The 24,607-nt window shown below is 69.9% G+C and carries 19 protein-coding genes and 1 riboswitch; of the genes, 8 read left to right on the top strand and 11 right to left on the bottom strand.

The features are described from left to right. Nucleotides 1-154 precede the first annotated feature (154 nt). The 5 genes from MHY30_RS00600 to MHY30_RS00580 form a co-directional block, all read right to left on the bottom strand. Entirely contained in the window at nucleotides 155-700 is a 546-nt protein-coding gene (locus MHY30_RS00600) for a hypothetical protein (protein ID WP_239273492.1), read from the bottom strand. Nucleotides 701-738: 38 nt separating this feature from the next. Next, complete coding sequence (locus MHY30_RS00595; protein WP_239273483.1) at nucleotides 739-2,403, bottom strand: ABC transporter ATP-binding protein; 1,665 nt, start codon at nucleotides 2,401-2,403, stop codon at nucleotides 739-741. Next, nucleotides 2,400-3,350: an ABC transporter permease gene (locus MHY30_RS00590; protein ID WP_239273475.1), complete on the bottom strand. Its 951-nt coding sequence runs from the start codon at nucleotides 3,348-3,350 to the stop codon at nucleotides 2,400-2,402. Before MHY30_RS00590 ends, MHY30_RS00595 begins: the two co-directional genes overlap by 4 nt. Further along, entirely contained in the window at nucleotides 3,340-4,269 is a 930-nt protein-coding gene (locus tag MHY30_RS00585) for an ABC transporter permease (protein ID WP_239273473.1), read from the bottom strand. The genes MHY30_RS00590 and MHY30_RS00585 overlap by 11 nt, the downstream gene beginning before the upstream one ends. Before the next feature lie 149 nt (nucleotides 4,270-4,418). Then, entirely contained in the window at nucleotides 4,419-6,041 is a 1,623-nt protein-coding gene (locus MHY30_RS00580; RefSeq protein ID WP_239273471.1) for an ABC transporter substrate-binding protein, read from the bottom strand. A gap of 163 nt (nucleotides 6,042-6,204) precedes the next feature. On the opposite strand from MHY30_RS00580, the gene MHY30_RS00575 reads away from it, so the two are divergent. Beyond that, on the top strand, nucleotides 6,205-7,062 hold the full coding sequence (locus MHY30_RS00575) for a type II CAAX endopeptidase family protein (RefSeq protein ID WP_239273469.1): 858 nt from the start codon (nucleotides 6,205-6,207) through the stop codon (nucleotides 7,060-7,062). Nucleotides 7,063-7,081: 19 nt separating this feature from the next. Here the strand turns inward: MHY30_RS00575 and MHY30_RS00570 are convergent, their stop codons facing one another. After that, a complete protein-coding gene (locus MHY30_RS00570) occupies nucleotides 7,082-8,818 on the bottom strand; it encodes an ABC transporter substrate-binding protein (RefSeq protein WP_239273459.1) in 1,737 nt (578 codons plus the stop codon). Nucleotides 8,819-9,067: 249 nt separating this feature from the next. On the opposite strand from MHY30_RS00570, the gene MHY30_RS00565 reads away from it, so the two are divergent. Continuing rightward, a complete protein-coding gene (locus tag MHY30_RS00565) occupies nucleotides 9,068-10,033 on the top strand; it encodes a hypothetical protein (protein WP_239273442.1) in 966 nt (321 codons plus the stop codon). Nucleotides 10,034-10,143: 110 nt separating this feature from the next. On the opposite strand, the gene gcvP is transcribed toward MHY30_RS00565, so the two are convergent. The 4 genes from gcvP to MHY30_RS00545 all read right to left on the bottom strand — a co-directional run bounded on the left by gcvP (nucleotide 10,144) and on the right by MHY30_RS00545 (nucleotide 16,068). Continuing rightward, nucleotides 10,144-13,023 (bottom strand): aminomethyl-transferring glycine dehydrogenase, encoded by a 2,880-nt coding sequence (gene gcvP / locus MHY30_RS00560; RefSeq protein WP_239273440.1) that lies wholly within the window; start codon nucleotides 13,021-13,023, stop codon nucleotides 10,144-10,146. Next, entirely contained in the window at nucleotides 13,020-13,394 is a 375-nt protein-coding gene (gene gcvH / locus MHY30_RS00555) for a glycine cleavage system protein GcvH (RefSeq protein WP_239273430.1), read from the bottom strand. The genes gcvP and gcvH overlap by 4 nt, the downstream gene beginning before the upstream one ends. Then, on the bottom strand, nucleotides 13,391-14,578 hold the full coding sequence (locus MHY30_RS00550) for a glycine cleavage system aminomethyltransferase GcvT (protein ID WP_239273428.1): 1,188 nt from the start codon (nucleotides 14,576-14,578) through the stop codon (nucleotides 13,391-13,393). The genes gcvH and MHY30_RS00550 overlap by 4 nt, the downstream gene beginning before the upstream one ends. A 156-nt stretch (nucleotides 14,579-14,734) precedes the next feature. Next, nucleotides 14,735-14,829: riboswitch (glycine riboswitch) on the bottom strand. Between the two features lie 63 nt (nucleotides 14,830-14,892). After that, nucleotides 14,893-16,068 carry a MarP family serine protease gene (locus tag MHY30_RS00545; RefSeq protein WP_239273417.1) on the bottom strand — a complete coding sequence of 392 codons (1,176 nt, stop codon included), beginning with the start codon at nucleotides 16,066-16,068 and terminating at the stop codon, nucleotides 14,893-14,895. Nucleotides 16,069-16,175: 107 nt separating this feature from the next. Here MHY30_RS00545 and MHY30_RS00540 point away from each other — a divergent pair, with 107 nt between their 5' ends. From MHY30_RS00540 to MHY30_RS00515, 6 genes are read left to right on the top strand one after another with little or no spacing between them, the layout of a single operon-like run. Then, on the top strand, nucleotides 16,176-16,901 hold the full coding sequence (locus tag MHY30_RS00540) for an NUDIX domain-containing protein (RefSeq protein ID WP_374204579.1): 726 nt from the start codon (nucleotides 16,176-16,178) through the stop codon (nucleotides 16,899-16,901). A gap of 11 nt (nucleotides 16,902-16,912) precedes the next feature. Beyond that, nucleotides 16,913-18,244: a quinolinate synthase NadA gene (nadA, locus tag MHY30_RS00535; protein ID WP_239273397.1), complete on the top strand. Its 1,332-nt coding sequence runs from the start codon at nucleotides 16,913-16,915 to the stop codon at nucleotides 18,242-18,244. After that, nucleotides 18,241-19,761, top strand: coding sequence for an L-aspartate oxidase (gene nadB / locus MHY30_RS00530; RefSeq protein WP_239273381.1), 1,521 nt, complete (start codon nucleotides 18,241-18,243; stop codon nucleotides 19,759-19,761). Before nadA ends, nadB begins: the two co-directional genes overlap by 4 nt. Beyond that, a complete protein-coding gene (gene nadC / locus MHY30_RS00525; protein ID WP_239273362.1) occupies nucleotides 19,755-20,612 on the top strand; it encodes a carboxylating nicotinate-nucleotide diphosphorylase in 858 nt (285 codons plus the stop codon). Before nadB ends, nadC begins: the two co-directional genes overlap by 7 nt. Then, nucleotides 20,609-21,748 (top strand): cysteine desulfurase family protein, encoded by a 1,140-nt coding sequence (locus MHY30_RS00520; protein WP_308192635.1) that lies wholly within the window; start codon nucleotides 20,609-20,611, stop codon nucleotides 21,746-21,748. Before nadC ends, MHY30_RS00520 begins: the two co-directional genes overlap by 4 nt. Beyond that, on the top strand, nucleotides 21,745-22,641 hold the full coding sequence (locus tag MHY30_RS00515) for a glycosyltransferase family A protein (protein WP_239273334.1): 897 nt from the start codon (nucleotides 21,745-21,747) through the stop codon (nucleotides 22,639-22,641). The genes MHY30_RS00520 and MHY30_RS00515 overlap by 4 nt, the downstream gene beginning before the upstream one ends. 3 nt (nucleotides 22,642-22,644) lie before the next feature. On the opposite strand, the gene MHY30_RS00510 is transcribed toward MHY30_RS00515, so the two are convergent. Then, nucleotides 22,645-24,582, bottom strand: coding sequence for an ABC transporter ATP-binding protein (locus MHY30_RS00510; protein ID WP_239274756.1), 1,938 nt, complete (start codon nucleotides 24,580-24,582; stop codon nucleotides 22,645-22,647). Nucleotides 24,583-24,607: the final 25 nt, after the last annotated feature.

Genomic DNA, 24,607 nt, shown 5'->3' with positions numbered 1-24,607 from the left:
CCCCGCCGATCAAAGCACCCGACGTGGGATCTCGATCGACCCTACGTCGCTGTTCTCGTGGGAAAGGTGCCGGGGGAACACACTTTTCACGTTCGTAACAAAGCGATGACATAGCGCTTTGTCACAGGGAACTACGGCAAGCGCATCATCGCGCTCAACGAAGTACTCCCGAGATGAACAAAGAGATAGTAACCCAGACGATCAGCACCGCCAGGGAAATGAGCGACGGAATGTCCCATTTGCGCCGCACAGGCTGCCCCGCGTCGGGCGCGCCCGCCGATTCCCAGGCTTCCTGAATGAGTCGGAGATCACGGATCGCGGGCGGCTCGCGGCGGTCGCGGTCGTCGTCTCTTCGAAGACCCGGCCGTCCGGGACGACCCGCAACGGGCCCTCCATAGGCCTTGTAGACGCGGGGTTCGTCGGTACGTACCTCGAGCTGCCATCGCATGTCGATGTCCGCGACGCGCCCCCACGGGATGTCGGCGATCCTGAGGGGATTGTGGATCCGGATGCCACGCCTGTCGATGCGCACGTGCGGCGCGAACAGCAGCGCGTAGACCCCCCACAGCGCCAGAAGCAGCCACGGGGCGATGAGCAGCATCTCCCCCACGCCCGCGCGCAGGGCGGCATCCGCCAGCAGGACGACCGCCAGGACGGCGCCCACCACGAGACCGAACACCGCGGAGGGGGCGCGGAACACCCGAGGGTGATCCGCGCCCCGAAAGCGCTCGTCCCGCGTCACTTGCCGCCGAGCGACAGCGTCGCGCCGGGGATCGCGTCCAGCAGGCGACGCGTGTACTCCTGCGACGGCTCCGCGAAGATCTCGTCGACGGTGCCCTGCTCGACGACCTTGCCTCGCTCCATGACGCAGACGAGGTCGGCCGCGACGCGGACGACGGCGAGGTCGTGCGTGATGAACAGGTACGTCAGCCCGAGCTCGCCCTGCAGCTCCGCGAGCAGCTGCAGGATCTGCGCCTGCACGAGGACGTCGAGCGCCGAGACGGCCTCGTCCAGGACGAGGATGTCGGGCTTGAGCGCCAGGGCGCGCGCGATCGCGACGCGCTGGCGCTGACCGCCGGACAGCTCGTTCGGGTATCGGGATGCCACCTCCTGGGGCAGCGACACCTGGTCGAGCAGCTCGGCCACGCGCGCGCGGCGCGACGCCTTGTCGCCGACCTTGTGGATGTCCAGCGGCTCGGCGATGCAGGATCCGATGTTTCGCAGCGGGTCGAGCGAACCGTAGGGGTCCTGGAACACCGGCTGCATGCGACGACGCAAGGCGAACGCCTCGCGCGACGACAGGCCACCCGAGTTCACTCCGTCGATCTCGATGGTGCCCGAGGTGGGCTCCTCGAGCTTGAGCAGCATCTTCGCGACGGTCGACTTCCCCGACCCGGACTCGCCGACCAGGGCCAGCGTCTTGCCGCGCGGGATCTCGAAGGACACGCCGTCGACGGCGCGGAACTGCTCGCTCCGGAAACCGCCCTGGCGGATCTTGTACTCCTTGACCAGCTCGGTCACCTTGACCGTGGCGGGAGCGGAGAGGTCGGACTCGTGGAGGATGCCACGGTCCTCCACCCGTGCCTGGATGCGCTTCGAAGCCAGGCTGGGCGCCGCAGCGACGAGCCGCTGCGTGTACGGGTGCTGCGGGTTCTCGAGGATCTCGCGGCTGGGCCCGGACTCCACGATCTCGCCCTGGTTCATCACGACGATGGTGTCGGCGCGTTCGGCGGCCAAGCCCAGGTCATGCGTGATGAGCAGCACCGAGGTGCCGCGCTCACGCGTCAGCGACGCCATGTGGTCGAGGATGACGCGCTGCACCGTCACATCGAGGGCGGAGGTCGGCTCGTCGGCGATCAGGAGCTTCGGGTCCGCCGCGAGGCCGATACCGATCAGGGCGCGCTGGCGCATACCGCCCGAGAACTGGTGCGGGAACTGGTGCAGGCGACGCTCCGCGTCGCTCAGCCCGGCCTGCTTCAGCACCTCGATGGCGCGCTGCTCGACCTCCTTGCGTCCGGAGGCGATGCCGTTGGCCCGGATGGCCTCCTTGACCTGGAAGCCGATGCTCCACACCGGGTTCAGGTTCGACATCGGGTCCTGGGGCACGTAGCCGATCTCGCGACCGCGGACGGCTTCCATCTGGGCGATGCTGAGGTCGGTCAGCTCGCGCCCTTCCAGAGTGATCGATCCGCCGGTGACGTGACCGGTGCCCGGAAGGAGGTTGACGATCGCCGACGCGGTCGTCGACTTCCCCGACCCGGACTCGCCCACGATCGCGAGGGTTTCGCCGGGGTGGATGTCGAGGCTGACGCCGTGCAGCACCTGACGCGACGTCTTGCCCGCGTCGAAGGCGACCTTGAGATCGCGGATGCTCAGCAGCGGTGCGCTGGAACGTTCGTTCATCGACGTGCCCTCGCCTTCGGGTCGAGGGCGTCGCGCAGCAGCTCGCCCAGGATGATGAACGCCAGGACCGTGACGGTCAGGGCGATCGACGGGTAGATGAGCGCCATCGGGGCCACGCGCAGCGAAGACTGCGCCTGTCCGATGTCCAGACCCCACGACATGACCGTGCTGCCCAGGCCGAGACCCAGGAACGACAGGGTCGCCTCGGCCGAGATCGCCGCACCCAGCGTGATCGTCGTGACGACGATGACCGGGGCGAGAGCGTTGGGGAGCGCGTGCGAGAGCAGGGTACGGAAGCGCGAAAGACCCAGTGCCCGGCTGGCGGTGATGTAGTCCGCCTGACGCACGCGCAGGATCTCGGCGCGCACCACGCGCGCGGTCGATGCCCACGCGAATCCGCCGATGGCGAAGGCCAGGACGAGCGGCGTGCGGTTCTGGGAGAAGACGCTCATGACGACGATGGCCGCGAGCACGTAGGGGATCGTGAAGAAGATGTCGCCGACGCGCGAGAGCAGCGAGTCGAGCCATCCGCCGTAGAAACCCGCGAACGAGCCCATGATGGTGCCGATGATGGTGCCGATGGCCGTGGCCAGGAAGCCGACGAGCAGCGACGTGCGCGCACCATGCACGATGCGCGACCAGATGTCGCAGCCCTGCAGAGTGAATCCGAGCGGGTGACCATCGGTCGGCCCGGCGTTGCTGTTCGCGAGCGAGCAGCCGACGCCGTAGGGCTCGACCTGCGTGAAGAGGGTCGGGAACAGCGCCATCAGGACGACGACGAACACGACCGCCGACGTGATCCAGAAGGTCGGACGGCGACGCATGTCGCGCCAGGCATCGGCCCACAGGCTGCGGGGCTTGTCACCGACGCGGACCGCGTCGACGGTGTCGACGACGTCGCGCACCGGGGCGACGTAGTGCGGGGTGGGGGTGCGATCACTTGGCATAGCGGATCCTCGGGTCGAGCAGACCGTAGAGCAGATCAACCACGAGGTTGATCAGCACGTAGAAGACGACGAAGACCGTCACGAAGGACACGACGGTCGGGCCCTCCTGGCGGATGGTGGCCTGGTAGAGCGTGCCGCCGACACCGGGGATCGCGAAGATGCCCTCGGTGACCGTGGCGCCCACCATCAGCACACCGAAGTTGGTCGCGCTGTTGGTGATCACGGGGATGAGCGAGTTGCGCAGCACGTGCACCGGGATGACGCGGCGACGCGGCAGCCCCTTGCTGTAGGCGGTGCGCACCCAGTCCTGGTTGAGCGTGTCGATCACCGACGCGCGCGTCAGGCGCATGCTCGTCGCATACAGGCTGAAGCCGAGGACGAGGGCAGGCAACCACAGATCGCCCCAGCCGTTCTGGCCGCCCACCGTGGCACGGAACCAGCCGAACTGGATCGCCAAGAAGTACTGAGCGAGGAACGCGAGCACGAAGACGGGCACGGCGACGAAAACGAGCGCGATGATCAGCGAGACGTTGTCGAAGATCTTGCCCTTGCGCAGCGCCGAGACGGTGCCGATGATGATGGCCAGCACCAGCTCGATCGCGATCGCCATCACGGCCAGGCGCAGCGTGACGGGAATCGCCCGCGCGAGGATGTCATTGACGTTCTGGCCCGAGAAGCTGACGCCGAAATCGCCCTGCAGGACGCCGGTGATGTAGTAGAAGTACTGAACGATGAACGGCTCGTTCAGGTGGTATTGCTCCCGGATCTGCTCGAGCAGAGTCGGGTTCGGAGTCCGGTCGCCGAACAGGGCCAGGATCGGGTCTCCTGGCATGGCGAAGACCATGAAATAAATCAGCAGCGTCGCACCGAAAAATACCGGTATGACCTGCAGGAGTCGTCTGAGGATGTAATAGCCCACCCTCGTCTCCCTTCGGGGAATGGATGGATGCCTCGGATGTGGCACCGCACGAAAGCCGTGCACCGCCGATGAGCAGTGCACGGCCGGAACACACCACGCGAGGCGGTGACGGATACGTCACCGCCTCGCGGGTGAGTGATCAAGCGATGTTAGCTGACCTTCGTGATCTCGTGGAACAACGGCACCGAATTCCAACCGAACTCGACGTTCTCGACGGTCTCGGCGTAGCCACCGGTCACGTTCGAGTACCACAGCGGGATCGCGGGCAGGTCCTTGAACAGCACCGTCTGGGCCTCGCCGAAGAGACGGTTCGCCTCTTCGAGGTCGGTCGAGGAGATGCCCTCGGCGAGCAGGCGGTCGAACTCGGCGCTGGAGTAGTCGCCGTCGTTCGAACCCGCGTTGGTCGCGTAGAGCGGTCCGAGGAAGTTGTACAGACCGGGGTAGTCGGCCTGCCAGCCGCTACGGAACGGCGTGGTGATCGAGTCGTTGTTCACCTGGGCACGCAGCTCGGCGAAGGTCGGGTAGGGAGCGCCCGACGCGTCGATGCCGAGGTTGGTCGCGAGCTGGTTCGAGATGGCGTCGACCCACTGGTCGTGTCCACCGTCGGCGTTGTACGCGATCTGGAACGAACCGGTCCATGGCGAGATGGCGTCGGCCTGAGCCCACAGCTCCTTGGCCTTCTCCGCGTCGAACTCGAGAACGTCGGAGCCCTCGAGGTCGTCCGACCAGCCGTCGATGACGGGCGACGTGAAGTCGGTGGCGGGGGTGCGGGTGCCCTGGAAGATCGTCGAGGTGATCTCCTCACGGTTGATCGCGTGCGAGATCGCGGCGCGGCGCAGCTGGCCCTCTTCGCCCGAGAAGTGCTCGAGGCGACCGGGGATCGTGAACGACTGGAAGACGGCGGCGGGCTGGTTGACCGCACGGTCGCCGAGGTCGGACTCGAAGCTGGCGAGAGCGGACGGCGGCACGGCGTCGAGGACGTCGAGCTCGCCACCGAGCAGAGCAGCGTAGGCGGCGTCCTGCGAGGCGTAGAACGAGATGGTCAGGCCACCGTTCTGCGCCTGACGAACGCCCTGGTAGTCCTCGTTCTTGACGAGGTCGATCTGGACGTTGTGCTGCCAGGCGCCCTCGCTGGCGAGCTTGTAGGGGCCGTTGCCGATCGGGTTCTCACCGAAGGCTTCCATGTCCTCGAATGCGGCGTCGGGCAGCGGGTAGTACGCCGAGTAGCCGAGGCGGAGCGCGAAGTCGGAGGCCGGCTTGTTCAGCTCGATGGTGAAGGTGTAGTCATCGACCTGCTGAAGACCCGTGAGCTCGCTGTCCTCGTCGTAGCTGAAGCCGACGATGTCCTCGAAGAAGTAGCTGTTGTACTGCTCGTTCGAAGCGAGAGCGCCGTAGTTCCACGCCTTGATGAAGTTGTCGGCCGTGACCTCTTCACCGTCGGTGAAGGTCTGGCCTTCCTTGATCTTGACCGTGATGTTCTGCGGGTCGTCGACCGTGATCTCTTCGGCCATGTCGTTCACCGGCGCACCGTCGGCCTCGTACGAGACGAGACCCGCGAAGATGGCGTCGAGGATCTTGCCGCCGCCGACCTCGTTCGTCGCGGTCGGGATCAGCGGGTTCTCGGGCTCCGAGCCATTCGTGGTGATGATGGCCGTGGCATCGGCCGAGCCGGTGTTGCCCGAGTCGTCGCCGCCTGCCGAGCAGCCGGCGAGCGCGAGCCCGGCGACACCCAGCAGAGCGAGACTGGTGAGGGCAAGCTTGTTGCGCTTCACAGTTCCTCCAGGGAAGGGAATGAGGCCCGTCCGGAGCGTTTACACGGGTCGTGCGGAATCGCACGGCTCCGGGGGGCAGGATAGGAACACCCTAGGCAACATGAACGACGTGCTTCCAATTGGAGGCAGAACCGTTACAAAGGATTTACTCGGGAGGCCGCGGATGTGGCAAAGTGATTCGCCGCCCAGAACTGGCGGCGCTTTTCCTGCGCCTCTCGACCGCTCCGACCGTTATGCGCGCCATCGCTTGATCTGGGAGATCGCACTCGTCCTGCTGGTGAGCGTCGGACAGTCGGCCATCTACTCGGTCGTCTCCTTCCTTCGCGCCGCGACGCGGGGACCGATCTCGCAACAGCAAGCGCAGCTCAATCCGTCGCGCAGCGCGGAGCCGTTCTGGGACGCGCTCTACCAGTTCCTCGACATCTTCTTCTCGCTCGCCCTCGTGGCTCTCGCGCTGTTTCTGTTGTGGGAACCGGGGAAGAACGCGCTCCACCGAATCGGCTTGGATTTCCGCCGTACCGGTTCGGATGTATTGCGCGGTGTCGCGTTGGTGGCGCTCATCGGGGTTCCCGGCATCGGCGTGTATGCGGTCGGCCGACTCCTCGGACAGAGCATCACGGTCGTGCCCGCGCCGCTGGATTCGTCGTGGTGGGTGATCGCGCTACTGGTCCTCGCCGCGCTGCGCGCCGGCCTCACCGAGGAGGTCATCTTCCTCGGGTACGTCTTCGACCGGTTACGCCGCCTCGGGTGGTCGTGGACGTGGATCATCGTCTCGACCGCTCTGCTCCGCGGCAGCTACCACCTTTATCAGGGCTGGCCGTCGGCCCTCGGCAACGTGGTGATGGGCCTCGTCTTCGGGTGGTGTTACAAGCGATGGGGGCGTGTCATGCCTCTGGTCGTGGCGCACACGCTCATCGATGTCGTCGCCTTCGTCGGCTACCCGCTCGCGGCGGCGTGGTGGCCCGGTGTGTTCGCGCCCCCAATTCCCACACCCACCCCGACGACCACGCCCGGCACGTGACGGCCCCGATGGCCGAGGGTCAGCGGGTGGGCGCGGACCAGGTCCAGAACGACGGCGGGATGCCGTCCGGCTCCGAGGTGTAGGTCACTCCCCCGACGCCCTCGGCCACGGCGATCGCGCCCGTCCGTTCCAGAAGCGGAATACCGGCGTACGAGGCGAACAGCGCCCGGTCGATCTCTTTGGCCCGCTCGAGAACGTCGACCGGATCCGTGTCGCGCGTCATCTGCTCGAAGGTCTGCTCCGCTTCGGCCGTGGTGACCCCCTCGGCCAGGCGGTCGCGCGCCGAGCGGTAGAGGCTCTCGTCTTCGCCCACCCAGGCGAGGGTGGCATCCGGGACCTCATTGGCGGCCGCGGCGCGCACCGCGATACCCGCCTCGGCGCCCATGGTGATCATCTGAGCGAAGACGGCCCGCGCGATCTCGTCGGTCGGGTCGTGCGCGACGCGCAGGACAGCCGGTCGATCCTCGAGGGCCGCGCGTGCGGCGCCGGGGTCTGCCCCCGTGCCGGGTGCGCCGTTGCCCGCGATGAGGTCGGCGTAGGTCTGGCCGGTCGCGGGCGAGGACAGGAACGACTGCAGAGGGCGCGCGTCGTCTCGCTCCTCCCCCAGCGCGTCCGTGACGATCGCCTCCCGATCGAGGGACAGCGTCAGGGCCTGGCGGAGCGCGTCCGGGGTGTCGGCGGCGAACCGCAGCTGCAGCGTCTGCGCCGTCGGGCCGGTGAGCACGGACACACCGGCGTCGGCCAGGGCCTCCAGGTCGGCGGCATCCGGATCTCCGATGTTCGCAACGTCGACCTCGCCGGCCGCCACCGCCGCCACCTGCGCCGCACGGTCGGGGAAGAAGCGCAGAGTGAGACCCTCCAGACCCGGGTAGTGCCCGCCCTGGTAGTCATCGCGGCGGACGAGGGTGATCGACGACGGCGTGGCCTCGCCGACCGTCCATGGTCCCGACGCGACCGCCTTCGCCGGATCGAGCGCTCCGTCCGCGGCGGCATCGAAGCCGGTGTTCCACGCGGCGGCGGCGGCCGCCAGCACCGGGTTGGGGGCGACGGGGGCCGCCGGGTCACCCTCGGGCGTGGTGAGGATCGCCGTGATGAGGTCGCGGACGCTCACCCCGGCCTGGGCGGCGACGATGTGCACCGGCCGGTCGAGCAGCCACTGGCGGTTCCAGTCGGCGAAGGGCTCGTCGTACGTGAGGGTCAGCGTGTCGGAGGCACGGTCGAGCAGAGGGCGAGAGGTTTGCGCGTTCGGGTCCTCCGTTTCTGAGGTCTCGAAGTAGCGCGTGCCCGAGACGACGGCCCCCGTCTCGTCGTAGGTCGCGTCATCGAAGTAGTGCGACGACACGGCCCAGCCGAACAGGAGATCGTCGAGGGTGATCGGGGTTCCGTCCGACCACACCCGATCGGGGAACAATTCGTAGCTCACCGTGAGAGGGTCGCCCTCGATGCGCGTGATGCGGCCGAGCCCGTCGTTCGGTACGACCTGCAGGGTGCCGTCGAGCGAACCGAGGTGTTCGTCGATGAACGCCGATACGGCGCGGTTCGCGGGGGTGTTGCCGTGGGCCGAGGCGGAGTTGAAGCTCGTAGGCTCTCCCACCACGCCGACGGTGAGCGTCGTGGGGGCCGGAGGCTCCTCCGCCGGCGCGGGCTCCGGAGCCGTGCAGCCCGTCAGGGCGACGGCCGCGGCCGCGGCCAGGGCGGCCAGCCTGGCGAAGCGGCGGCGCGTTGTCGAGGTTCGCTGGTACTGCCCGAGGTGCACAGGGGCACCCTATCCAATAGAGCCTGTGGGTTCCCCTGAGTGCCGCCGCCCCTCCCGGCGTTCGGGCGCGTGGCATCCACGAGACTTCATCGCGACGACATCCGCTCCGCGCTGGGCGTCAGGGATGTCGGCCGGATCCGGTTTCGGCCGCCTCGGACAGTGGCGGCCCCTCCTCCCCATGCGGCCGGTACCGAAGCCGGAACTGTGGAAGAGAGCGGACGCGGTAGCCGGATCCCACAGCCTGGGGCCGTGCTTCGGACCCTGCGCCCCTCTCCCCTGCCCCTGATCCCCGCCGCCGCACTGACCCACTCGACCCGCAGCGTGCGGCGGGGAGACGTGGAACCCGTCGCCCGCGGCGTGTACGTCGACAGCGCCGCCTGGAGGGGCCTCTCCCGGTGGGACCGCGATCTCGCGCGGATCCACGCGCATCTCCTTCGGCATCCGGATGCCGTGATCTACCGGGAATCCGCGGCACTGCTGTGGGGGCTGCCGATCGTCGGATCTCTGGATGCCGTGCACGTGCTCTGTCCCGACACGTCCAAGTCGCGACGCGTGGCGCGAGCACGGCTGCACACCAGCGCCCACGACGATCGCGTGGTCGAGGAAGTGCAGGGCATCCGGCTGACATCCATGGTCGATACGTGCGTCGACGTGGCGCGATTCCGACACCCGGCAGCGGCACTCGCGGTGGCGGATGCCGCGGTGCGCCAGGATCCACGGCTGAGTGCAGCGGTGCTCGCCGCGGTGAACGAGGAGCGCGCCTCTGGTCGCGGCCGTCGGCACGCACGGTGGGCCCTGGCACGTGCGGACGGCGACGCAGAGTCGGCGTGGGAATCGGTCAGCCGTGCCGCGATCGAATGGAGCGGATTCCCCGCGCCCGAGCTGCAACGGTGGATCGGCCCTCCCGGCGACGCCGACCGTACGGACTTCTGGTGGGACCGTGCGCGGATCGCCGGAGAAGCCGACGGACATCTGACGTACGACGGCCGATGCGGCGATCCGGCGCGCACGTCGCTCGCCCGAGAGGAGCGCGATCGCCGCTTGCGGCGACGCGGCGCCCGAACGGTCGTGCACTGGTCCTGGGACGATCTGGCGCACCCGTCGGCGCTGCGCGAGATCCTTGTCGGCGTCGGTCTGGTTCCCGAAACCGTCCCCGATCTCGGAGCCTTGGCATCGCTCTCGCGTCTCCTCCGGCCCGGCGGTCAGGGCACGTGAGACGTCGTTGCGCTGACATCCCCCGCGCATACTGCGCAGGGGATGTCAGCGGGATGCGGTCTCGCGCAGACGCGCCCGGGCTCGGGCACCGACACGGCACGAGGTCCGGGTCAGGCGAACGCTTCCGGTGGCGGGCAGGAGCACACCAGGTTGCGGTCGCCGTAGGCCTGGTCGATGCGGCGCACGGGCGGCCAGTACTTCCCGCGCACCAGAGAGCGCTGCGGGTACACCGCCGTCTCCCGGGAGTACGGGTGTGTCCAGTCGTTCGCGACCGCGGTCTCCGCGGTGTGCGGGGCGTTCACGAGCGGGTTGTCGTCGGCCGGCCACTCCCCCGCCGCCACCGCGAGCGCCTCGTTCTTGATCGCGATCATGGCATCCACGAACCGGTCGAGCTCCGCGAGGTCCTCGCTCTCGGTCGGCTCCACCATGAGGGTGCCCGCGACCGGGAACGACATGGTCGGTGCGTGGAAGCCGTAATCGATGAGCCGCTTGGCGACGTCGTCGACCGTGATCCCGGTCTGCTCCTTGAGCGGACGCAGGTCGAGGATGCACTCGTGCGCGACGAGTCCCCCCTCCCCGGCGTACAGCACCGGGTAGTGCGCGCGCAGGCGCGCGGCGATGTAGTTCGCCGACAGCACGGCGGCCGCGGTGGCCTGGCGCAGCCCTTCCGCACCCATCATGCGCACGTACGCCCACGAGATGGGCAGGATGCCGGCCGACCCGTGCGGCGCGGCCGACACCGGTCCACCGTCGAACACGCCGCCGGCGTGATCGGCGCGCTGCGAGAACGGGTGCGACGGCAGATACGGCGCGAGATGCGCCTTCGCCGCCACGGGTCCGACGCCGGGACCGCCACCGCCGTGCGGGATCGCGAACGTCTTGTGGAGGTTGAGGTGCGACACGTCGCCCCCCAGGTCGCCGAAACGGGCGAAGCCCAGCAGCGCGTTGAGGTTCGCGCCATCGACGTACACCTGACCACCGGCGTCGTGCACGGCCTGCGTGATCTCGAGCACGTCGTGCTCGTACACCCCGTGCGTCGACGGGTACGTGATCATGAGGGCGGCCAGGGCGTCGGCGTGCTGCGCGATCTTGGCGCGCAGGTCGTCGAGATCGACGTTTCCGGCCTCGTCGCACGCGACGACGACCACGCGCATCCCCGCGAGGATCGCGGAGGCCGCGTTGGTGCCGTGCGCCGACGAGGGGATGAGACAGACCGTGCGCTCCGTGTCACCGTTCGCACGGTGGTAGCCGCGGATCGCGAGGAGACCCGCGAGCTCGCCCTGCGATCCCGCGTTGGGCTGCAACGACACCGCGTCGTAACCGGTGACCTCGGCGAGCCAGCGTTCGAGCTGCTCGATCATCGCCAGGTAGCCGTGCACGTCGGCCTCGGGCGCAAAGGGGTGCACCCGCGAGAACTCCGGCCACGACACGGCGGCCATCTCGGTCGCGGCGTTCAGCTTCATGGTGCACGAGCCGAGCGGGATCATGCCCCGGTCGAGCGCGTAGTCGCGGTCGGCGAGCGTCTTGAGGTAGCGCATCATCGCCGTCTCACTGCGGTGCGCGTGGAACACGGGATGCGTGAGGTAGGCGTCCTCGCGGTGCAGTCGCTCCGGCACGGCGCGCAGCGCCTCGCCTTCCGGCAGTTCAGCCGCCGGCAGCCCGAAGGATGCCACGATCGCGGCGACATCGGCATCCGTCGTCGTCTCGTCGACCGAGACGCCCACCGTGGCGTCGTCGACCCACAGCAGCTGATAGCCCCGCTCCCGCGCGCGATCGACGACGTCCTGTGCCCGGCCGGGCACACGCACGCGGACGGTGTCGAAGAACGCGTCCGCGGCGAGGTGCAGGTCGTACGCGACGAGAGCGGATGCCAAGGCGTCGGCGGTCCGAGCGACGCGGGTCGCGATCGCCCGCAACCCGTCGGGTCCGTGGTAGACGGCGTACATCGCGGCCATCACGGCGAGCAGAACCTGCGCGGTGCAGATGTTGGACGTGGCCTTCTCGCGGCGGATGTGCTGCTCCCGCGTCTGCAGGGAGAGACGGTAGGCGGGGTTGCCCGCGGCATCCACCGACACTCCGACGAGGCGCCCCGGCAGCTGGCGCTCGAGCCCTCCGCGCACGGCCATGTAACCGGCGTGCGGCCCCCCGAAGCCCAGGGGTACGCCGAAGCGCTGAGTCGTGCCCACGGCCACGTCGGCGCCGAGGGCGCCCGGCGAGCGCAACAGCGTGAGCGCCAGGAGGTCGGCCGCGGCGACGACCAGTCCGCCGTGGGCGTGCACGGCCGTGGCGACATCCGAGAAGTCCCAGACGCGCCCCGTCGCCCCGGGGTACTGCACGAAGGCGCCGAAGCACTCGGGCACCTCCCCCTCGAAAGAGGTCTCGACGATCCGGATACCGACGGCGGCGGCGCGGTGGACGAGCAGCGCTTTGGTCTGCGGGAGCGCGTCGGCGTCGACGAGGAAGACGTCGGTCTTGGCCCTGGAGGCGCGGCGCGCGACGAGCATGCCCTCGACCACCGCCGTGGACTCGTCGAGCATCGAGGCGTTGGCGGTCGCGAGTCCCGTGAGGTCGGTGACCATCGTCTGGAAGTTGATCAGCGCTTCGAGCCGCCCCTGGGAGATCTCGGGCTGATACGGCGTGTACGCGGTGTACCAGGAGGGGTTCTCGAGGACGTTGCGTTGGATCACCGACGGCGTGAACGTGTCGTAGTAGCCCAGACCGATCATGGGTCGCGCCGACCGGTTCGCGGAGGCGAGCTCGCGCAGTTCCGCGAGCGCCTCGGCCTCGGTGGCGGCGGGCGGCAGATCGCTGGTCGCGCGGGGACGGACGTGGATGGATGCCGGAACGGCGGTCTCGACGAGGTGCTCGACGCTGTCGTAGCCGACGACCTCGAGCATGCGGGCGCGGTCCGAGGCGCCGATGCCGATGTGGCGGTCGGCGAAGGCGGCGGGCGCCGTGGCATCCGTTCGGGGGGCGGTGCTCAGGCTCATGCGGTGAGGTCCTCGTACGCAGCGCGGTCGAGGAGGTCGCCGGGAAGGTCGCCGCCGAGGCGGATCTTCACGAGCCAGCCTTCGCCGAACGGGTCGGCGTTGACGAGGGAGGGGTCGTCGACGACGGCGTCGTTGACCTCGACGACGGTGCCGTCGAGCGGGGCGTAAAGCTCACCGACCGACTTGGTGGATTCGATCTCGCCGCAGACGTCTCCCGCGGTGACCGCGGAGTCTGCGGCGGGAAGGTCGACGAACACGACGTCGCCGAGCTTCTCGGCCGCGAAGTCGGTGATCCCCACGGTGGCCACGTCGCCGTCGACGGCGATCCACTCGTGCTCGGAGGTGTAGCTGAGGGCGTTCAGGTCGGTCATACGTTCCTCCGGTAGAAGGGAAGGGCGGTGACGGTCGCGGGAATGCGTGTGCCGCGTACGTCGATGGTCAGGGTGGTGCCGGGCGCGGCCGCAGCCGGGGAGACATAGGCCATCGCCACGGGATGGCCGAGGGTCGGGCTGAGGGCGCCGCTGGTGATCTCGCCGACGACCTCGTCGCTGCGCAGCACCGCGTAGCCGGCGCGGCCCGCGCGCTTGCCTTCGGAGGCGAGCCCCACGAGAACGGGGGCGTCGGCGGGACCCGACGACAGCCCGTCCTTGCCGACGAACGCCGGTTTGTCGACGGCGACGACACGACCGAGACCGGCCTGCGCCGGGGTGATGTCGCGCGAGAGCTCGTGTCCGTAGAGCGGCATGCCGGCTTCCAGCCGCAGCGTGTCGCGAGCCGCGAGCCCGCACGGCACGAGACCCTCATCCGCACCGCGGACGAGCAGGGCGTCCCACAGGGCGCCGGCCTTCTCGAGCGGCACGAGCAGCTCATACCCGTCTTCGCCGGTGTACCCGGTCCGCGCGACGAACAGCGATGCGCCTTCGAAGGTGCCCTCGGTCCACGCGTAGTACCCGAGCTCGTCGAGGGGCGTGGCGAGGATCTCGACGCCGGGGGTCGTCGACAGGATGCCACGCGCCCGCGGCCCCTGCAGGGCGATGAGGGCCATCTGGTCGGTGACGTCCTCGACGTGCGGGAGGCTCCCGCCGAGCACCACGGCATCGTCGCCGTCGTCGGGGCGCCCATCGAGGAAGGCCTGCGTGATGGGCCAGGTCTCGCGCGCCCGGTCGAACGCGGCGGCGACGGCCTCGCGGTTGCCGGCGTTGGCCACCACGAGGAAGTACTGCTCTCCCGTGCGGTAGACGATGACGTCGTCGACGATCCCGCCGCTGTCGGCCAGCACGAGCGAGTACTTCGCCTTACCGATCTTCATCGCGGAGACGCGGCCGGCAAGCACGTAGTCGAGGAAGTCGGCCGCCCGCCCGTCGTGCACCCAGAACTCGGCCATGTGGGAGATGTCGAACAGACCGGCCGCCTCGCGCACCGCGCGATGCTCCGCGAGATCGCTGGAGTAGCGCACGGGCATGTTCCAACCACCGAAGTCGGTGAACGAGGCGCCCAGGGCCTCGTGTCGATCGTGCAAGGGCGACGAGCGCGGTGGAGCGGGGGTAGCGGTCATGAGTTCTGCCGTTCGCGAGGACGGACAGACGCCGGACGGCGCCTGAGAACTCCCCCTCTGTCATGGACCTGAGAGTTTCACCCGGGCGTCGGAAGACGCGGGCTTTCACCGTCGGCGGACCCGGCCATTGGCATCCGGGTCTCTTTCCAGAGTGGCCCGATCGAGGCGGTACGCGTACCTGAGAGATTGGCGGGGAGGCTTGCTCCTTCGGTGCCCGGCTGCGTTCGCCGGAGCTCTCCCGCATCGATCATGGGGCCGGTGTGGACTTGTGGCGCCAGCATAACCGAGGCGACGCGCCCGCACAGCCCAGGGCGTCAGCGCGGCGTGCAGCTCCCGGATGCCACGGGGGCCGACAGCGACCCCAGTTGGGCCAGTACGGGGTCGAGTTCGGCGGGCGTCATCGCGTAGCCCACCTCGTCGTCGGTCTCGGAACGGGCGAACACCACTCCGGCGACCTCGCCTGCCGGGGTCAGCAGGGGGCCGCCCGAATTGCCCGGGCGCACGACGGCGCCGAGCGCGTAGATGTCGCGCGGTGCCGACTGATCCCCGTAGATGTCCGGCACCGGCACGGTACCGGTGGAGAGGACCTGCGCGTTTCCCGACGTGAACGGGCCGCCGTAGGGATAGCCCTGCACGACGGCGGCGGACCCGACGGACAGCGCGGGCACGACCGGGAGGGCAGCGGCATCCAACCCGTCGACGGCGATGACGGCGAGGTCGTCGACCGGGTCGAAGTACACGACGCGGCCCTCGATGGCTTCCCGTCCCGGCAGCTCGACGAGCGGGGCGTCCACACCGGCGACGACGTGGGCGTTGGTGACGACACGATCGTCCGCGACGACGAATCCGGAGCCGCTCGCCGTAACTCCGCACGCGTACGCCGTGCCCGTGATGCGCGCGACCGACTGGGCGGCACGGGTGAGCGCGGGGTCGTCGAGCGCGATGTCGGGCGCGCTGGGCACCGGACCGATCTGGATGAGTTGGCCGAGGCGGGGGATCCCGTCGGCGAAGACCGTTCCCCGCAGCTCGGCGAGTGCGGCGCGGACGGGGTCGGGAGTGACCCGGTCGATCGTGCGGACGACGTTCGACGACGCCAGGGCGGCCGACACGATCGGTACGCCGGCGGTGGTGAGGGTACCGGCGAAGAACGACAGGGCCAGCGCCGCCGCGGCCAGGTTGACGACACCGCCCAACAGGCGCTCGGGCACGCGCAGCTTGATGCGGTCGACGCCGCTGCGCAGGACGTTGCCCACGGCGGTCCCGAGGGCCGCGCCGAGCATCAGCAGAAGCACGCCCGCCGCGACGATGGCCGCACCGCGCCACAGGGGGTCGGTGACCCACTGCCCGACGTAAGGGATGAGCCAGTACGCGGCGATCCCGCCCAGCGCGAGTCCCGCGAAGAAGCCGATCGTGGCGAGGAATCCGCGGGCGATGCCCACGATGAGCGCGAGTGCGAGCAGCACGATCAGCACGATGTCGACGAGCGGCATCCCTACCTCCTGGGTCTCGCCTCAGGGTACGGGGAGCCGCTGAGAGAGTGCCGTTTTGCCCTTCGGGTCACGGTGACACTAAGATCGATCCCGGAGATATGGTCACTATGACACGAACCCCGGAACCCGAATCCCGTGACGCGGACGTACGCGTCGCGGTGTCGACCGTGATCTTCAGCGTTCGACGAGACGTCGACGATGACCCCGTGCTGTCGCTCCCCCTCGTCCGTCGCACGCGCGATCCGTTCGGGGGGCGGTGGGCGCTTCCCGGCGGATGGCTCGACCCGTCCGAGAGTCTCGACGCCGCGGCATCCCGCACGCTGGAGGAGACGACGGGTCTCACGCCCAGCTACCTCGAGCAGCTGTACGCGTTCGGCGCCGTCGACCGCTCGCCCACCCGGGTCGTCTCGATCGTGTACTGGGCGCTGCTGCGCTCCGACGAGGTCGACGCCCAGGTCGCAGCCCACGCCCGCCACGACGACGCGCCCGAGAACGTCGAGTGGTTCGACGCGACGAACCTGCCCGCCCTCGCGTTCGACCACAACGACATCGTCGAGTACACGCTGTGGCGTCTGCGCAACAAGGTCGGCTACAGCCGCATCGCACACGGCCTGCTGCCCGACGAGTTCACGCTGGCGGACCTGCGCGAAGTCACCGAGACGATCCTCGGCCGCCGCCTCGACCCGGCCAACTTCCGCCGCCAGATCGACACCTCCGACACCGTCATCCCGACCGACCGCTTCCGCACCGGAAGCCATCGCCCTGCCCGCCTGTACCGCTACAACCGTGACGTGGAGCTCGCCGACCGCGGCCCGCTCACGTCCCGTCACTGATCGGACCGCCCATGAGCACGACACCCCTGACCCTGCAGCCCCGTCCGGCCATCGACCCGTCCGTCGACCACGTCATCCAGGCCATCGTTTCGGGCGCCTCGACCGAGGCCACGTGCACGACCGACCTCGCCGTCGGCCCCTGGGACTTCGACGCGCGTCCCGGCTATGGCCCGGGTTCGTCGATGGGCGACGTCATCCCCACCGGCGCCCCGCGCCAGGGCGAGCTGCCGATCGCCTACCGCGAGGCCTCGGACGACGAGCTCGACGCCCGCATCCGCGCGGCGAAGCAGACGCTGGGCGACCGGGTCGTCGTGCTGGGCCACTTCTATCAGCGCGAGGAGGTCGTGCGCCACGCCGACTACGTGGGCGACTCGTTCCAGCTCGCCAACGCCGCCAAGGCGCACCCCGAAGCCGAGGCGATCGTGTTCTGCGGCGTGCACTTCATGGCCGAGACCGCCGATCTCCTCTCGCAGCCCGAGCAGGCGGTGATCCTGCCGAACCTCGCCGCGGGATGCTCGATGGCGGACATGGCCGACATCGACCAGGTCGAGGAGTGCTGGGAACAGCTCGCCGACGTGCTCGGCGACCTCGAGACACCGGATGCCGAGGGCCTGCTGCCCGTGATCCCGGTCACGTACATGAACTCCAGCGCGGCCATCAAGGGCTTCGTCGGCCGCCACGGCGGCATCGTGTGCACGTCGTCGAACGCTCGCACCGTCCTGGAGTGGGCGTTCGCGCGGGGCCGGCGCGTGCTGTTCTTCCCCGACCAGCACCTGGGCCGCAACACCGCCAAGGCGATGGGCGTGCCGTTGGATCGGATGCCGATGTGGAACCCCCGCCGTCCCCTCGGCGGATCCACGGCCGAGGAGCTGGAGGGCAGCCAGGTCATCCTCTGGCACGGCTTCTGCTCGGTGCACCGCCGGTTCACGGCGGCCCAGATCGACAAAGCCCGCGCCGAGCACCCGGGCGTGCGCGTCATCGTGCACCCCGAGTGCCCCATGGAGGTGGTGGATGCCGCCGACGAGGCGGGCTCGACCGACATCATCCGGAAGGCCATCGCCGCCGCCGAAGAACCGACGACCTTCGCGATCGGAACCGAGATCAACCTCGTCCAGCGCCTGGCCGCGCAGTACCCGCAGCACGAGATCTTCTGCCTGGATCCCGTCGTCTGCCCGTGCTCGACGATGTATCGCATCCACCCCGGATACCTCGCGTGGGTGCTCGAATCCCTGGTCGCCGGCGACGTCGTCAACCGCATCACCGTTCCGGCCGACGTCGCCGAACCCGCCACCGTCGCCCTCGAGCGCATGCTGGCGGCCAAGCCGAACGGGGCCGTGAAATGACCGACGTGGTCGTCGTCGGCAGCGGCATCGCCGGTCTCACCGCGGCCCTCCACGCGACCGAGGCGGGATGCCGCGTCACGGTGGTGACCAAGGGCGCCCTGGCCGACACCAATACGCGCTGGGCTCAGGGCGGAATCGCCGCCGTCACCGCGACCGACGACACCCTCGCATCGCACGCGGCCGACACCCTCACCGCGGGCGTCGGGCTCAACGACGTCGATGCCGTCCGCACGCTCGTGACGGAGGGCCCCGCGCGGATCGCCGAGCTCGTCCGACGAGGCGTCGCGTTCGACCGCGCCGACGACGGAGACTTCGCGCGCGGCCTCGAAGCGGCGCACGCCCGCCCCCGGGTGCTGCACGCTGGTGGAGACGCGACGGGTGCAGCGATCCAGTCCGCGCTGGGCGCCGCCGTGCGCGCAAGCACGATCGAGGTGCTGGAGCACACCATGCTGTGCGAGCTCGTCCGAGAAGGCGGACGCATCGTCGCCGTCGACGTGGACACCGCGGGCGTCGCCCGGCGTCTGCCCGCCGACGCGGTGATCCTCGCCACGGGCGGAGCCGGGCAGCTCTACTCCCACACGACCAATCCCCGCTCGGCCACCGGCGACGGCATCGCGGCGGCGCTGCGGGTGGGAGCCGCCGTCGCCGACCTCGAGTTCGTCCAGTTTCATCCCACCGCTCTCGCCGCGGGCGAACCGTTCCTCGTGTCCGAGGCGGTGCGCGGCGACGGCGCAATCCTCGTCGACGACACCGGACGCCGCTTCGCCTTCGACGCGCACCCCGACGGTGAGCTCGCACCTCGCGACGTCGTCGCTCGCGCCAGCGCGCGGGCGATGGCCGCGCAGGGTGGCCGACCGGTACACCTGGATGCCACGGCCCTGGGCCGCGACCACCTCGCCCGCCGATTCCCCACCATCGACGCGGCCGTGCGCGCGCGCGGCCTAGACTGGGCCCGCGAACCGATCCCCGTCACCCCCGCGGCGCACTACCTGATGGGGGGCGTCGTCACCGACCTCGACGGGCGGACGACGGTTCCGGGACTGTACGCGGTGGGCGAGACGGCACGGACGGGTTTGCACGGCGCCAATCGTCTGGCATCCAACTCGCTCCTCGAAGGCGCGGTGTTCGGCGCGCGCGCGGGAGACGCCGCAGCCACCGACGCGCCGTGGCCCGACGTCGCCGCACCCGCAGCGATCCCGTTGGCCGACGTCGAGGCGTCCCCGGACGCGCCGCCGTTCACGCGCGCGGCGCTCCAAGACCTGATGTGGCAGAACGCGGGTCTCGTCCGCGACGAAGCCGGCCTTCGCCGCGCCGCCGGCGTGCTCGCCGCCTGGGCCTCGGCCGCGACCCCTCCCTCGCTCGAGGACGCCGGGCTGCTGGTCCTCGCCCGCCACATCGTCGCCGCCGCTCTGGCCCGCACCGATTCGATCGGCGCGCACTTCCGTGCCGACGCGGGCACCGTCTCCCGCGCCGACGCGCCATCCGCCCTCGCCGCCCAGGAGGCCCTCGCATGCTGACCCGAACCGTCATCGAGCGTGTCGTGGCCGCCGCTCTCGACGAGGACGCCCCGTGGGGTGACCTGACCAGCGAGGCACTGATCCCGGCGGACGCGACGGCTCGGGCCGAACTCGTCGCGCGCGAGATCGGGGTCTTCAGCGGGTCGGAGGTGTTCCGGGCGGCCTTCACCCTCACCGACCCCTCGATCGAGGTCGAGGTCCGGGTGGCCGACGGCACCGAGTTCGTGCCGGGCCAGGTGCTCGCTGTCGTGTCCGGCCCCGCGCGCGCCGTGCTCGCCGCCGAACGGATCGGCCTGAACTTCGTTCAACGCATGTCGGGGATCGCGACCCTGACGAACCGTTACGTCGCCGCCGTCGCCCACACGGGGGCGCGCATCGTCGACACCCGGAAGACCACACCGGGGCTGAGAGCCATCGAACGCCAGGCGGTTCGCGACGGCGGGGGCCACAACCATCGGTTCTCCCTCTCGGATGCCGTGATGGCCAAGGACAACCATCTCGCCGTCCTCGCCGCGAGCGGTCTGCCGCTCACCCAGGCGCTGCAGAGCGCGATGGCACGGCTTCCGCACACCACGCACGTCGAGGTCGAGGTCGACCGCCTCGACCAGATCGACGCGGTGCTCGCGGCCGGCGTCGACACGATCATGCTCGACAACTTCACCCTCGACGATCTGCGGGCAGGGGTCGAGAAGATCGCCGGAAGCGCCATCGTCGAGGCATCCGGCGGGGTCACGCTCGACACCGTGCGGGAGATCGCCGAGACCGGAGTCGACGTGATCTCGGTCGGCGCACTGACCCACTCCGCTCCCGCACTCGACCTGGGTCTCGACATCCGCATCCGCACGACGTGAACCTGTACCTCGACAACGCCGCCACGACCCCGGTGCGTCCCGAGGTCGTCGAGGCGATGGCGCCCTACCTCACCCGCTGGTTCGGGAACCCCTCCAGTCGCCATGAGGTCGGCGAGATCGCGGCGACCGCGCTCGACGACGCCCGGGCGCGGGTCGCGGCGATCCTGGGCATGCGGCCGGGCGACATCGTGTTCACGTCGGGCGGCACCGAGTCGAACAACACCGCGATCAAGGGGCTCGTGCTGGGCGCGCTGCCCCTCGGCCGACGACACCTCGTCACGACCGCGATCGAGCACGAGTCCGTCCTCGCGTCGGCGGACTACTTGGCCCGCCTTCACGGTGTCGACGTGACCCACGCACCGGTCGACGAGACAGGGGCCCTCGCCCCCGACGACCTCGCGGCCGTTCTGCGGCCGGACACCGCACTGGTCACCATCGGGTACGCCAACAACGAAGTGGGGACGGTGCAGGATGCCGCCGCCCTCGCCGCGGTCGCCCACGAGCAGAAGGTCCCGCTGCACCTCGACGCGGTCCAGGCCGCCGGCTGGCTTCCGCTCGCCGGACTCGGCGCCGACGCCCTCACCATCGCGGGGCACAAGATCGGCGCCCCGAAGGGCACCGGCATCCTCGCCGTCCGCGGGCGTCTGCCGCTCGAACCGTTGCTGCACGGTGGGGGCCAGGAACGCGGGCGCCGCTCGGGCACACCGGACGTCGCCGGCGCCGTCGCGATCGCCACGGCGCTCGCGCTCGCCGAGTCCGAACGCGTCGCCGAGGCCGGGCGCATCAGCGCGCTCCGCGATGCCTTCATCGCGGGCGTTCTCGCCGCCGTCCCCGGCGCGCGCCTGACCGGCCATCCCACGCGCCGGCTCCCGGGTACGGCGAGTTTCGTGTTCCCGGGCGTCAACGGCGAAACGGTCCTGCTCGAGCTCGAGCGACGCGGAATCGTCTCGTCGAGCGGATCCGCGTGCGCCGCGGGCAGCGACGAAGCGTCTCATGTCCTGCTGGCCCTCGGCATGGAGGCCGACGACGCGCGCACCGCCGTGCGCTTCACCCTTCCGCACGGGCTGACGCAGAATCTCGACGCCGTGGCAACCGCCGTCGGCGAGGCGGTGGCGGCCGTAGGATCACGCGGGTGAGTTCCCCCGCGATCACCGTGATCGTCCCCGGCCGCGACGTCGCCGAATTCGCCGGCGAAGCGCTCCGCTCCCTCCAGGATCAATCGCTCGACCGCTGGCGGGCGATCCTCGTCGACGACGGTTCCACGGACGACACCCGGCGGCTGTTCGCCGACGCGGCATCTTCGGACCCACGCTTCCAGCTGGTCGAGCATCCCGCGCCCCGCGGCCTCGGCGCCGCCCGTAACAGTGGCCTCGCCCGCGTCGACACCGACTACACCGCCTTCCTCGATGCCGACGACCGCCTGCGGCCCGGCGCTCTCGAGCGGCTCCACGCGACCCTCGAGACATCCGGCAGCGACTTCGTCGTCGGTGCGTACGTGCGCCTGCGACCGGATGCCGAGGGCCCGGGCTACACGCCCGGGGCGGTGCAGCCGTGGGTCAGCGCCGCGACCGATCCTGCCCGCACCGCCACGACCCTCGCGCAGCACCCCGCGGCATCCGGGAACATCGTCGCCTGGTCGAAGCTCAGCCGGACCTCGTTCTGGCACTCCCACGGATTGCGCTTCCCCGAGGGTCGCTACTACGAAGACCAAGTGGTCGCCCAGCGCATGTACACCCTCGCGCGCGCTTTCGACGTCGTGCCCGACGTCGTCGTCGACTGGCGCGAACGCCGCGACCGCAGCTCCATCACGCAGCGACTGAGCGAGGTCGAGGTCCTGCACGACTATCTCGAGGCGCTGGGCGAGGGCATCGCCGTTCTGCGCGCAGCCGGAGCTGACGACGCCGTCGCTGAACGCGGACGGCTCATCCGCGCGCTCGACCTGCCCCCGCTGATCCGTATCGCCCAGACGCATCCCGATCCGTCGTACCGCATCGCACTGGAGGCGTTCCTCGAGACGCTGCCGGAATGACGTCTAGGCGGGTGGCTCATCGCCCCGGCGCGAAGCCAGGGCAGGACGTGGGAGGCCGGCGCTGTCGCGCTCCTCTTCACTGAGGACGAACGACGCGGCCAGCTGCTCGGCTGCGAGTCCCGCGTACAGGCCCCCGGCGGCGAGGAGCTCGGTGTGCGTGCCGGACTCCACGATCCTCCCCGCATCGACCACGTGGATGCGGTCGGCACCGATGACCGTCGAGAGGCGGTGCGCGATCGAGAGCGTCGTGCGGCCGTGTGCCGCGGTCTCGAGGGCCTCCTGCACGATGCGTTCCGACACCGTGTCGAGCGCGCTCGTGGCCTCGTCGAGAAGCAGCACGGGAGGATCCTTCAGCAGCACGCGGGCAATCGCGATGCGCTGCTTCTCGCCCCCGGACAACCGATAACCGCGCTCACCGACGACGGTGTCGTAGCCGTCCTCGAAACCGGCGATGACGTGGTGGATGTTCGCGGCCCGGCACGCCGCCTCGATCTCGGCATCCGTCGCGTCGGGCTTGGCATACCGGAGGTTCTCCCGCACCGAGGCGTGGAAGAGGTACGTCTCTTGCGAGACGATGCCGATGTTGTCGATGATCGACGAGCGTTCCAGCGTCCGCACATCGGCGCCCGAGAACATCACCGAGCCGCCGCTCGCCTCGTACATGCGCGGGGTGAGGTACAGGATGGTCGTCTTGCCGGCGCCCGAGGGCCCGACGAAGGCGACGTGCTGGCCCGGCTCGACCACGAAGGACACGCCGCCGAGAGTGGGGCGCGCCTGCTCGGGAGCATCGGGGTAGCGGAACACGACGTCGCGGAACTCGACGCGTCCGACCGGGCCGGGCGCCGCGGACACCGGGATGGCATCCGGCGCGTCCGCGATCGCGGGCGTGAGGTCGAGGTACTCGAAGATGCGGGCGAAGAGCGCGGACGACGTCTGCACGTCGAGAGCGACCCGCATCAGGCCCATGAGCGGCATGAGCAGCCGCGCCTGCACCGTGGTGAAGGCGACGATCGTTCCGGCCGTGAGGCTGCCCGCACCGCTGCCGACGAGGAGTCCCGCAACGAGGTAGATGAGGGCGGGGACGCTCGACATGATCACCTGGACGACCGCGAAGAACCGCTGACCGCTCATCGCCTGACGCACCTGCAGCCGCACCTGGTTCGCGTTCTCGGCGTCGTACCGGGCGGACTCGGTGCGCTGACGGTTGAAGGACTTCGACAGCAGAATGCCGGACACGCTCAGCGTCTCTTGCGTGATCGCCGACAGCTCGGAGAGCGACTCCTGCGTCTGCGCCGCGATGCGGGCGCGGACCTGCCCCACGCGGCGCTGCACGAGGACGAGGAACGGCATGATGACCACCGCGATGAGGGTCAGCCGCCAGTCGATGAGGATCATCGCCACGAGCGAGGCGACCACCGTCACCGAGTTGCCCAGGATGCTGGTCACGGTGTTGGTGAGGACCCCCGAGACCCCGCCCACGTCGTTCTGCAGACGCGATTGGATGACACCGGTCTTCGTGCGCGTGAAGAAGCCGAGCTCCATGGATTGCAGGTGCGTGAACAAGCGCACCCGCAGGTCGCCCGTGACGCGGTTGCCCACGGTCGCCGTGAACCACGTCTGCGCGACCCCCAGGCCACCGGAGAGCAGGAAGAGACCGATCATCGCGGCGACGAGGATGGCCAGCAGCCGGAGGTCGACGGGCGAACCGTCGACCGGGAACAGGGCGTCGTCGAAGATGCGCTGCACCAGGAGCGGAGGGATCACCGCCACCGCGGCGCCGAGGACCACGAGGACCACCGTCGCGACGATGCGACCACGGTAGGGCCGGAACAGCGCGGCGACGCGCCGGCCCAGGTCGGGCACACGCGGCGCCTCGGCATTGCGCTGCCGCTGCGTCTCCGCGTACACGCCGCGGAACATGCTCCCGCCGGCGCCACCCATGCTCATGTCGGTCAGCCTACGTCCG

The organism is Microbacterium sp. ACRRU (assembly GCF_022346945.1).
Taxonomy (GTDB): domain Bacteria; phylum Actinomycetota; class Actinomycetes; order Actinomycetales; family Microbacteriaceae; genus Microbacterium; species Microbacterium mcarthurae.
This window is presented reverse-complemented; position numbering and strand designations above follow the sequence as displayed.